The organism is Pseudomonas sp. HY2-MNA-CIBAN-0224, from assembly GCF_040310285.1.
GTDB classification, from domain to species: Bacteria; Pseudomonadota; Gammaproteobacteria; order Pseudomonadales; family Pseudomonadaceae; genus Aquipseudomonas; species Aquipseudomonas helleri.
Genome location: NZ_JBEOPQ010000043.1, coordinates 36,905 through 48,677 on the forward strand (window position 1 = coordinate 36,905; position 11,773 = coordinate 48,677).

Sequence of the window (11,773 nt, forward strand, 5' to 3'; positions counted from 1 at the left end):
CGACATGCTCGATTCCAAACTGTTACGTACGAACCTGCAGGACGTAGCGGATCGCCTGGCATCCCGTGGCTTTAAGCTGGACGTGGCGCGCATCGACGCGCTGGAAGCCAAGCGTAAAGAAGTTCAAACCCTGACCGAGCGTCTGCAGGCTGAGCGCAATGCCATCTCCAAGAGCATTGGCCAGGCCAAGGCGCGCGGCGAAGACATCGCGCCACTGATGGCCAGTGTTGAAACCATGGGCAGCGATCTGGCCAGCGGCAAGGTTGAGCTGGATGCCATCCAGACCGAACTGGACTCGATTCTGTTGAGCCTGCCGAACCTGCCGGATGAATCGGTGCCGGTGGGTGCGGACGAAGACGACAACGTCGAAGTTCGCCGCTGGGGCACGCCAAAAGCCTTTGATTTCGAGATCAAGGACCACGTCGCCCTGGGCGAGCAACACGGCTGGCTGGATTTTGAAACTGCCGCCAAATTGTCCGGCGCCCGTTTTGCCTTGCTGCGTGGGCCGATCGCTCGCCTGCACCGCGCCCTGGCGCAGTTCATGATCAACCTGCACATCAACGAACACGGCTACGAAGAGGCATACACGCCGTACCTGGTTCAAGCGCCTGCGCTGCAGGGCACTGGCCAGTTGCCCAAGTTCGAAGAAGACCTGTTCAAGATCAGCCGTGAAGGCGAAGCCGATCTGTACTTGATCCCGACCGCTGAAGTGTCGCTGACCAACATCGTTGCGGGCGAGATCGTCGATCACAAATCGCTGCCGATCAAGTTTGTGGCGCACACGCCATGTTTCCGCAGTGAGGCCGGTGCTTCGGGGCGCGACACGCGCGGCATGATTCGCCAGCACCAATTCGACAAGGTTGAAATGGTGCAGATCGTCGAGCCTTCGACCTCGATGGACGCACTGGAAGGCCTGGTCGGCAACGCCGAAAAAGTCCTGCAACTGCTCGAACTGCCATACCGCACCTTGGCGCTGTGCACCGGCGACATGGGCTTCAGCGCAAGCAAAACCTACGATCTGGAAGTGTGGATCCCGAGCCAGGACAAGTACCGCGAGATCTCGTCGTGCTCCAACTGCGGCGATTTCCAGGCCCGTCGTATGCAGGCGCGTTTCCGTAACACCGAAACCGGCAAGCCTGAGCTGGTTCACACGCTCAATGGTTCCGGTCTGGCGGTCGGTCGTACGCTGGTGGCCGTGCTGGAAAACTACCAGCAGGCCGACGGCTCGATCCGTGTGCCAGAAGTGCTCAAGCCTTACATGGGCGGTATTGAGGTCATCGGCTAAATGGAGTTTCTGCCGCTGTTTCATAACCTGCGTGGCCGCCGTGTCCTGGTGGTCGGCGGTGGCGAGATTGCCTTGCGCAAATCTCGCCTGCTGGCCGATGCCGGTGCGGTGTTGCGGGTCGTTGCGCCCGCGATAGAGCCACAGTTGTGCGAGTTGGTAAACAGTAGCGGCGGTGAGCAGGTATTGCGCGGTTATGTCGAAGCCGACCTTGACGGGTGCGGGCTGGTCATCGCCGCCACCGACGATGAGCCGCTCAACGCTCAAGTGTCTGCTGATGCCCATCGACGTTGTGTACCGGTCAACGTGGTCGACGCGCCTGCGCTGTGCAGCGTGATTTTCCCTGCCATCGTTGATCGCTCGCCGTTGATCGTTGCCATTTCCAGTGGCGGCGATGCGCCGGTGCTGGCGCGATTGATTCGGGCCAAGATTGAAACCTGGATCCCCTCGACGTACGGGCAACTGGCGGGCTTGGCTGCGCGTTTTCGCAGTCAGGTAAAAAACCTGTTCCCGGATGTGCAACAGCGTCGCGGCTTCTGGGAAGACGTGTTTCAGGGCCCGATTGCCGACCGTCAGCTGGCCGGGCAGGGTGCTGAGGCAGAACGTCTGCTAGAGGCCAAGATCAATGGCGAAGCGACGGTGACCACGGGTGAGGTTTACCTCGTGGGTGCCGGGCCGGGTGACCCGGATCTGCTGACCTTCCGCGCCTTGCGCCTCATGCAGCAGGCGGACGTGGTGCTCTACGACCGTCTGGTGGCGCCGGCGATTCTGGAACTGTGCCGCCGCGATGCCGAGCGTATTTACGTAGGCAAGCGACGTGCTGATCACGCGGTGCCGCAAGACCAGATCAACCAGCAACTGGTGGACTTGGCCAAGCAAGGCAAACGCGTGGTGCGGCTCAAAGGCGGTGATCCGTTTATCTTTGGCCGTGGTGGCGAAGAAATCGAAGAGCTGGCAGCCCACGGGATTCCCTTCCAGGTGGTGCCGGGCATTACCGCCGCCAGCGGTTGCGCGGCCTATGCCGGTATTCCGTTGACCCATCGTGACTACGCGCAATCCGTGCGTTTCGTCACGGGCCACCTTAAAGACGGCACCAGCAACTTGCCATGGAACGACCTGGTCGCTCCGGCGCAAACCTTGGTGTTCTACATGGGCCTGATTGGCTTGCCGATTATCTGCGAGCAACTGATTGCCCATGGTCGTTCTGCAGACACCCCGGCTGCATTGATCCAGCAAGGCACCACGTCTAACCAACGAGTGTTTACCGGCACGTTGAAAGACCTGCCGACCTTGGTCGCAGAGCACGAAGTGCATGCCCCGACCTTGGTGATCGTCGGCGAAGTGGTGTTGCTGCGTGAGAAACTTGCGTGGTTCGAAGGCGCCCAGTCGCAGGTTTAACTGCGGTGCAAAACACTGTAGGAGCGAGCTCGTCTCGCGATCTTTTGATCCTTTAAAAGATCACGAGGCAAGTTAGCTCCTGCAAATTATTTTCAGCTCCTGTTTTCCCCCACCAGGCTGTCGACCGACGGCACGCGGGTATCGCTTTCCATCTGGGCATCATGCTCCAACTGGTGACTAAAACGGTCCAGTGAGCCTTGCGCCGGTTGGGCGTCGCTGGCAAAGACCGGCGGGCTCAGTAGGTAAGCACTCAATAAACGGCTCAACCCCGCCAGGCTATCAATGTGCGTGCGCTCATAGCCGTGGGTCGCGTCGCAACCAAAGGCCAGCAACGCACAGCGAATGTCATGCCCCGCCGTGACGGCTGAATGCGCATCACTGAAGTAGTAACGGAACATATCGCGGCGTACCGGTATGTCGTTGTGGGTGGCCAACCCCAACAGGTGCCGCGACAAATGGTAGTCATACGGGCCGCCCGAATCCTGCATGGCCACGCTGACCGCATGTTCACTGGAATGCTGGCCCTCGGCGACGGGCGCAATATCAATGCCGACAAACTCACTCACGTCCCACGGCAAGGCCGCCGCCGCGCCACTGCCGGTTTCTTCGGTGATGGTGAACAGCGGGTGGCAGTCGATCAGCGGCTGTTCACCACTCTCGACGATGGCCTTGAGTGCGGCCAGCAAGGCAGCAACACCGGCTTTGTCGTCCAGGTGTCGGGCGCTGATATGGCCGCTTTCGGTGAACTCGGGCAGCGGGTCAAAGGCGACAAAATCCCCAATATTGACCCCCAATGAGTCGCAGTCGGCACGTGTCACGCAGTAGGCGTCCAGGCGCAACTCAATGTGGTCCCAGCTCACTGGCAATTCATCCACGGCGGTATTAAACGCATGGCCGGACGCCATTAACGGCAACACGCTGCCGCGAATCACGCCGTTGTCGGTAAACAGGCTAACCCGGCTGCCTTCGGCAAAGCGGCTGGACCAGCAGCCGACCGGGGCCAGCACCAGGCGGCCGTTGTCTTTGATGGCCCGAACGCTGGCGCCAATGGTGTCCAGGTGAGCTGACACGGCGCGGTCCGGGCCGCTCTGCTGGCCTTTAATCGTGGCGCGCAAGGTGCCGCGGCGGGTCAATTCAAAGGGGATGCCCAATTCTTCAAGCCGCTCAGCGACGTAACGCACGATGGTGTCGGTAAACCCGGTCGGGCTGGGGATGGCGAGCATTTCAAGGAGAACCCGTTGCAGGTACTCAAGGTCCGGTTCTGGTAGGGCATGACTCATAAAAGCTCCTTTTGCGGGAGAGGCGGTACATAGGGGCTGTTGACGCTTCAATGCAGGCGCGAAGAAACGTCAACAGACCCCGCTGTTCAGGGGGCGGGCTGGCTGTGCGGAAACAGCAAGTCGATAAAGCGCTCGGCGGTGGGCTGCGGTTCATGATTAGCCAGCCCGGCGCGCTCGTTCGCTTCGATAAACACGTACTCGGGCTGGTCGGCGCCAGGCACCATCATGTCGAGCCCGACCACCGGGATATCCAGCGCCCGGGCGGCCCGCACGGCCGCATCGGCGAGTACCGGATGAAGGATGGCCGTGACGTCTTCCAGGCAGCCACCGGTATGCAAGTTGGCGGTACGACGCACCGCCAGCAACTGGCCAGCAGGCAAAATGCTGTCGTAGTCGTAACCTGCCGCTTGCACGGCACGCAGGGTTTCGGCGTCCAGCGGGATGCGGCTTTCGCCTTGGGTGGCGGCCTGGCGGCGACGGCTTTGGGCTTCGATCAATTGGCGGACGTTGTGCTGGCCATCGCCGATAACCTGCGCCGGGCGCCGGATGGCGGCCGCGACCACTTCATAACCGATCACTACGATGCGCAGGTCATGGCCTTCGTGGAAGCTTTCGAGCAACACCCGGCTGTCAAAAGCCTGCGCCGCCTTGATCGCATCCTGGACGTGTTCAATGGTTTGCAGATCAACTGCCACCCCATTGCCTTGTTCGCCATCCAGCGGTTTGACCACCACCCGCAGGTGTTCTTCGAGAAACGCGAGGTTGTCATCGGCATTGCCTGCGCGTTGTTGCGTGGGCACGTTCAAACCTGCGGCGCTCAGCACTTTGTGGGTCAAACTTTTGTCCTGACACAGGCTCATGCTGATGGAACTGGTCAGATCGGTCAGCGACTCGCGACAGCGAATGCGCCGTCCGCCATGGCTGAGGGTGAACAGCCCGGCGTTGGCGTCATCGATGTGCACATCGATGCCGCGTTTATAGGCTTCTTCGACCAGAATCTGCGCATACGGGTTAAGCCCTGCCTCCGGGCCTGGGCCGAGAAACAGCGGTTGGTTGATACCGTTTTTACGTTTGATGGCAAATGTCGACAGGGTGCGAAAGCCCAATTTTCGGTAGAGGTTCTTGGCTTGCTGGTTGTTGTGCAGCACCGACAGATCGAGATAACTCAAACCGCGGCTCATAAAGTGTTCGACCAAGTGCCGCACCAGCACTTCGCCGACACCGGGGCGCGAGCACTGTGGGTCAACCGCCAGGCACCACAGGCTGCTGCCGTTTTCCGGGTCATGGAATGCCGTGTGGTGGTTCAGGCCCATGACGCTGCCAATGACCGCGCCGCTGTCCTCGTCTTCGGCCAGCCAGTACACCGGGCCACCGTTATGACGCGCGGTCAGCAAGTCCGGATCGACGGGCAGCATGTTGCGTGCCTGATACAAGGCATTGACCGCGCTCCAGTCGGCTTCGCTGCGCACGCGACGAATGCGGAAACCGCGAAACACCCGGGTCGCCGGGCGGTAATCGGTGAACCACAGGCGCAAGGTGTCCGAAGGGTCGAGAAACAGTTGTTGCGGTGACTGCGCCAAGACCTGTTGCGGCGCGGCCACATACAGGGCGATATCGCGTTCCCCGGCTTGTTCGTTCAGCAGTTCGTTGGCCAAGCGGGCCGGGTCGGGGAAGGTGTGCCCGATCAGCAAGCGGCCCCAGCCGCAGTGCACGGCGACCGGTTGCGTATCCAGCGCGCTGCCATCTTCGGCAAAGCGCGCCTGGAGTCGCTCGTAGGAGGGCGTTTGCCCGCGCAGTAAACGTTGGCTATAGGCGGTGGCAAGGGGTTTCATTGATCAAATTCCTTGTTCGCTCAGCCACAGATTCAGGGCTGCCAATTGCCACAGTTTGGAACCGTTCAGTGGCGTCAGTTGGCTTTGCGGATGGCTCAGCAGGCGGTCCAGCATGGCCGGCTGAAACAGCCCGCGATCCTGACTTGGGTCCAGCAATAGATCACGGACCCAATTGCGTGTGTTGCCTTCCAGATGCTTGAGACCGGGTACCGGGAAATAGCCTTTTTTGCGGTCGATGACTTCGCTGGGGATCACCAGGCGAGCGGCTTCCTTGAGCACATGCTTGCCGCCGTTAGGCAGCTTGAAACGTGCCGGGATGCGCGCCGACAGTTCCGCCAGGCGGTAATCCAGAAACGGTGTACGCGCTTCAAGGCCCCAGGCCATGGTCATGTTATCGACGCGTTTCACCGGGTCATCCACCAGCATGACGGTGCTGTCCAGACGCAGCGCCTTGTCGACGCCCGCATCCGCGCCGGGCTGGGCAAAGTGCTCGCGCACAAAGTCACCGGCAGCATCGTTGGCGGTCAGCCATTGTGGCTGCACCGTGGCCTGGTACTCGGCATAGCTGCGATCAAAAAAGGCCTCGCGGTAGGCCGCGTAAGGATCGCTGGCGCCGTCAACTTGCGGGTACCAGTGGTAACCGGCAAACAGTTCATCAGCACCCTGGCCGCTTTGCACCACCTTGCAATGTTTGGCGACTTCGCGCGACAGCAGGTAAAAGGCGATGCAGTCGTGGCTGACCATCGGCTCGCTCATGGCCCGGAAGGCCGCCGGCAATTGCTCGATGATTTCGTTTTCGCCAATGCGTAACTGGTGATGACGGGTGCCGTAATGCTCGGCAATAAGGTCCGAATACTCGAATTCATTCCCGCGCTCGCCGCCTGCGTCTGCAAAGCCAATGGAAAAGGTCGACAGGTCTTGTACGCCGACTTCCCGCAGCAAACCGACCAGCAGGCTGGAGTCGACACCGCCTGACAGCAGCACCCCGACATCGACCGCAGCGCGCTGGCGAATGGCGACGGCTTCACGGGTGCTGTCCAGTACGCGTTCGCGCCAGTCTTCAAATGTTAGATTGGTCTCATCTGCATGCGGGCCGTAGGGCAGTGTCCACCAGGTTTTCTGCTCGGTGGTGCCGTCGGCGTCAATGCGCAGCCACGTAGCAGGCGGCAGTTTTTCAATGCCTGCAATCAGCGTGCGCGGGGCCGGGACCACGGCGTGGAAGTTCAAGTAGTGGTTCAGCGCGACCGGGTCGAGCATCGGGTTGATATCGCCGCCTTTAAGCAGGGCGGGCAGGGTGGAGGCAAAGCGCAGGCGTTCGCCGGTGCGTGACAGGTACAGGGGTTTTACGCCCAGACGGTCGCGGGCAATGAACAAGCGTTTTGCATCTCGCTCCCATATGGCAAAAGCGAACATGCCATTGAGCTTGGGCAGCAAGGCTTCGCCCCACGCGTGGTAGCCCTTGAGCAGGACCTCGGTGTCGCCGCCGGAGTAAAAGGCGTAGCCGAGTGCTTCCAGTTCGGCGCGCAATTCCGGGAAGTTGTAGATCGCCCCGTTGAACGCCAGCGACAGGCCCAACTGGTTGTCGATCATGGGTTGCGCTGAGCCGTCCGACAAATCCATGATTTTCAGACGACGATGGCCCAGGGCTATTGGCCCTTGGCTATGAAAACCCCAGGCATCGGGGCCACGTGGAGCAAGGTGGTGGGTGATGCGTTCGATGGCCGCCAGGTCGGCAGGTTGATGATCAAAACGTAACTCGCCAGCTAATCCGCACATGGTGTGTAAATCCTTGGTATTTCGGCATGTGTGTCACTACCGCTTCAGTCGCCATCCCTAGGGGATGCGGGCAGCGCGGGCACGGTTTAGAGAAGACTTGGCGGGTTGCCATGCCTTCAGCCCAAACGACGCACAGGCGATAAAAATGCCGCGCGCCGCGATGAATGACCGTGTTTTATCGAGTGATCGTGGTCTGGATCGTTCAATAAAATTTACCAACGGTGATTGTTCGCGGCGTGGATCGGGTCTACACAAGGGGCGGTTGGCCCCGGCAGTGCGGGGGCGCACTGCCGGGTTGAAGGCCGGTTCTAAAGCCTGCGCACCAAGGCGCGCACAGCAAAACGGTTGGGGTGGCAGGCTTCGGCGACGGGGCGGGGCAGAGGCAGGGGTTCGTCGTTGATCCAGGCGGCAAGCAGTTCGCCGGACAGCGGTGCGGTGATCAAGCCGCGTGAGCCATGGCCGCTGTTGACATACAAACCGTCAAGCCACGGGCATTGGGTATCGGGCACCTGCCGGGCGTCTTTGCTGAGCACGGCATAGGCCTGGCTGAATACTTCGGGATCGGCCAGCGGCCCGACAATCGGCAAGTAGTCGGGGCTGGTGCAACGAAACGCGGCCCAGCCTTGCAAGGTCTGCGGGTTGAGGTTTGCTCCGCCGAGACGCTGTACCAGGTCAGGCGAAATTTCTTCAAGCAAATCCAGATTGCCCTGATGGCCTTCAGGTGTGGTGGTCAGGTCTTCGTTATGAAAATCGAAGCTGGCGCCCACCGTGTGTTCGCCCAAACGCCCCGGCGCCACATAACCTTCGGCGCACACCACGGTGTTAAGCGCCGCGCTTTGCGGGGTTTCGAGCAGTTGGGTGATTTGCCCGCGAATGCGCTTGAGCGGCAAACCGCTGCTGGCCGGGAAGCGTTTGACCTCGGCCGCCCCGGCCAGAATCACCACAGGTGCGCTGGCCAGTACCTGTTCACCCTGGCATGCCTGCCATTGGCCCTGCACTTTATTGAGTTGCAGCACATCATGGTGGGTCAAGACGCTGACGTTGGGGTGCAGCGTCTGAAACTGGCATAAAGCGGGCGGATGCACCCAGCCGCCTTCCGGGTAAAAAAGCCCGCCATGGGCCAGGTCTATGCCTGCCAAGGCTTGTGCCTGGGGTTGATCCAGCACGTGCACCAGCGCGGGCGGGAAGGCAGCGGCCAGTTGCTCCTGACGCTCGGCCTCTTTGGCATTGAAGCCCAGTTGCAACACGCCGCAATCATCCCAGTCGCGTCCGCGCTGCAAGTGCTCGAGCACGCGGCGGGTGTAGCCAAAGCCACAGACGATCATTTGCGACAGTGCCGTGCCGTGGGCGGACAGTTTGAGATACAACACCCCTTGCGGGTTGCCGGAGGCTTCTTTGGCCAAGCGTTCGTGACGCTCCAGCAGCAGCACCTTCCAGCCGCGCTTGGCCAGGCTGTTGGCGCTGGCGCAACCCGACAAACCACCGCCGATCACCAGCGCGGTGCGCGGGCCGCTGATCTGTGGTGGGCGAGCGAACCAGGGTTTGACCGTGGCGCCGGGCGCAGCGGTGTCCGGCAGGCCGAGAAAGACCCCGCGCAGGATCTCCCACTTATGGCCGATACCCGGCGTGCGGCGCATTTTAAACCCGGCCTCATTCAGGGCGCGGCGTACCCAGCCGGTGCTGGTAAAGGTGCTGAGGGTGGACTCGGGAGCCGCCAAACGGGCCAATTGTGCGAACAGTTCTGGCGTCCACATGTCCGGGTTTTTCGCGGGCGCGAAGCCGTCCAGAAACCACGCGTCGACTTGAGCATCGAGCTGTGGCAGTTGCTCCAGCGCATCGCCGATCAGCAGCGTGAGCGTGACCCGGCCATTGGCCAGGCTTAGGGTTTGAAACCCCGGATGAATGGCCCAATAGCTGGCCAGCAGTTGCTCGCTGTAGTGCGCCAGCTCCGGCCAGAGGGCGAGGGCGCGTTGCAGGTCAGCGCGGGTCAGCGGGTATTTTTCGGCACTGATGAAATGCAGCCGGGCCTCAGGGTGCGCCGTTTCGTCGAACAGTTGCCACGCACAGAGAAAGTTGAGGCCGGTCCCGAAGCCGGTTTCACCAATCACAAAATGCGCGTTTGCGGGCAAGGCGCTGAAGCGCTCGCGCAAGGCATTCTGTTCAATAAAGACGTAACGGGTTTCTTCAAGGCCGGACTTGTCTGAAAAATACACGTCGTCAAACAGTCGCGAATGGGGGCGACCCTGGTCATCCCAGTCGAGCTGGGCATTGGGCATTTCAATGGTCATGTGAGGCTCTGCATCGGCAAGGCGGCCATTCTAGCTGATCGGCCACAGCACGACGGATTGATGACAGTTTTATGCGTTTTGTTGTTACGCGCAGGCATCAATCGTCTAGGCTTGTGACATCTTGCCAGGGAGCTTTCCATGTTCGAATCTGCAGAAATCGGTCATTGCGTCGACAAAGAAACCTACGACAGAGAAGTTCCTGCCCTACGCGAGGCTTTGCTTGAGGCGCAGTACGACTTGCACCAGCAAAAGCGCGCAGCGGTGATTGTGCTGATCAACGGCATCGAGGGCGCTGGCAAGGGTGAAACAGTCAAGCTGCTGAGTGAGTGGATGGACCCTCGGCTGATTGAGGTGCGTACCTTTGATCAGCAATCGGACGAAGAACTGGCGCGTCCGCCGGCGTGGCGTTACTGGCGTCATTTGCCGGCCAAAGGCCGCATGGGCGTGTTTTTCGGCAATTGGTACAGCCAGATGCTCCAGGCCCGGGTGCACGGGGTGATCAAGGACGCGGTGCTGGATCAAGCGATCACCGGGGCCGAGCGCCTGGAGCGCATGCTCTGTGACGAAGGCGCGGTCATTTTCAAATTCTGGTTTCACTTGTCCAAAAAACAAATGAAAGCACGGCTCAAAGCTTTGAAGGATGACCCGCTGCACAGCTGGCGAATCAGCCCGCTGGACTGGCAGCAATCCAAAACCTACGACAAGTTTGTGCGTTACGGCGAGCGTGTACTGCGTCGCACCAGCCGTGATTACGCGCCCTGGCACATCGTTGAGGGTGTAGACCCGCACTACCGCGGCCTGACCGTGGGCAAGATTTTACTCGAAGGGCTGCAAGCCGCGTTAAGCGCACCCAAGGCTCGCCCGCGCTCAATCAACGTGCCGTTGCTGCCTGAAAGCCGAGATGGGTTGAGCCTGCTCGACTGTCTGGACATGACCCAGGTACTGGAGAAGGATGACTATAAAGAGCAACTGGTCACCGAACAGGCACGGCTATCGGGCCTGATGCGTGACAAGCGCATGCGCCGTCATGCCTTGATTACGGTGTTCGAGGGCAACGATGCGGCGGGCAAGGGCGGTGCCATTCGCCGCGTTGCGGCGGCACTCGACCCGCGTCAATACAACATCGTGCCGATTGCTGCGCCGTCCCAGGACGAGCGCGCACAACCTTACCTCTGGCGCTTTTGGCGACAGATCCCGGGGCGCGGAAAATTCACCATCTTTGACCGCTCATGGTATGGGCGGGTGCTGGTAGAGCGGGTCGAGGATTTTTGCACCCAGGCCGACTGGATGCGCGCCTACGGCGAAATCAATGATTTCGAAGAACAACTGAAAAATTCGGGGGTGATCGTCGTCAAGTTCTGGCTGGCGATCGATAAAGACACGCAACTGGAGCGTTTTCAGGAGCGGGAAGCTATCCCGTTCAAGCGTTTCAAAATTACCGAGGAAGACTGGCGTAACCGCGAGAAGTGGGACCTGTACCGCACCGCTGTGTGCGACATGGTTGACCGCACCAGCACGGAAATTTCGCCCTGGACACTGGTCGCGGCCAATGACAAACGCTGTGCACGGGTCAAAGTGTTGCGCACCATCAACGAAGCGCTGGAAGCCGCGTTTGCCAAAAGCGACAAACACGTTAAGAAGGGCAAGGCCATGATTCGTATCTAGGCGTTGAACTGCGCTACGCCTCCTGAATCCGATTTCATACGATCTGTAGGAGGGGCCGCCCCGTCTTCGACGCCGCGCTGTCGCGCAGCAATCAGGACAGCGAGTATCTTCAGCATCCCCCAATCGGTTCCCTCTCCTTCGGGAGAGGGCTAGGGTGAGGGGGCTTTGGCTTTTATGTACATATCCGTTGCTGCGGCAACGGCCACTTAGGGTTCCGGCCTTACGCCGTGCCACTTTGAAAAGCGCAAAGTG

The 11,773-nt window shown here is 60.5% G+C and carries 7 protein-coding genes; 3 read left to right on the forward strand and 4 right to left on the reverse strand.

Annotation, left to right across the window (positions count from 1 at the left end):
* Positions 1 to 4 precede the first annotated feature (4 nt).
* Positions 5 to 1,285, forward strand: a complete 1,281-nt coding sequence (serS, locus tag AAEZ03_RS18145) for a serine--tRNA ligase (protein WP_123750419.1) — start codon at positions 5 to 7, stop codon at positions 1,283 to 1,285.
* Positions 1,286 to 2,680, forward strand: coding sequence for a siroheme synthase CysG (cysG, locus tag AAEZ03_RS18150; RefSeq protein ID WP_048368530.1), 1,395 nt, complete (start codon positions 1,286 to 1,288; stop codon positions 2,678 to 2,680).
* A gap of 92 nt (positions 2,681 to 2,772) precedes the next feature.
* On the opposite strand, the gene AAEZ03_RS18155 is transcribed toward cysG, so the two are convergent.
* The 4 genes from AAEZ03_RS18155 to mnmC all read right to left on the reverse strand — a co-directional run bounded on the left by AAEZ03_RS18155 (position 2,773) and on the right by mnmC (position 9,856).
* Entirely contained in the window at positions 2,773 to 3,960 is a 1,188-nt protein-coding gene (locus AAEZ03_RS18155) for an osmoprotectant NAGGN system M42 family peptidase (RefSeq protein ID WP_048387757.1), read from the reverse strand.
* Between the two features lie 86 nt (positions 3,961 to 4,046).
* On the reverse strand, positions 4,047 to 5,792 hold the full coding sequence (ngg, locus tag AAEZ03_RS18160; protein WP_350580445.1) for an N-acetylglutaminylglutamine synthetase: 1,746 nt from the start codon (positions 5,790 to 5,792) through the stop codon (positions 4,047 to 4,049).
* A 3-nt stretch (positions 5,793 to 5,795) separates the two neighbouring features.
* Positions 5,796 to 7,568 carry an N-acetylglutaminylglutamine amidotransferase gene (locus AAEZ03_RS18165; protein ID WP_350580447.1) on the reverse strand — a complete coding sequence of 591 codons (1,773 nt, stop codon included), beginning with the start codon at positions 7,566 to 7,568 and terminating at the stop codon, positions 5,796 to 5,798.
* 308 nt (positions 7,569 to 7,876) lie between these two features.
* On the reverse strand, positions 7,877 to 9,856 hold the full coding sequence (gene mnmC / locus AAEZ03_RS18170) for a bifunctional tRNA (5-methylaminomethyl-2-thiouridine)(34)-methyltransferase MnmC2/FAD-dependent 5-carboxymethylaminomethyl-2-thiouridine(34) oxidoreductase MnmC1 (RefSeq protein WP_350580449.1): 1,980 nt from the start codon (positions 9,854 to 9,856) through the stop codon (positions 7,877 to 7,879).
* A gap of 138 nt (positions 9,857 to 9,994) precedes the next feature.
* On the opposite strand from mnmC, the gene pap reads away from it, so the two are divergent.
* A complete protein-coding gene (gene pap / locus AAEZ03_RS18175; RefSeq protein WP_123750424.1) occupies positions 9,995 to 11,521 on the forward strand; it encodes a polyphosphate:AMP phosphotransferase in 1,527 nt (508 codons plus the stop codon).
* The last annotated feature ends 252 nt before the right edge of the window (positions 11,522 to 11,773 follow it).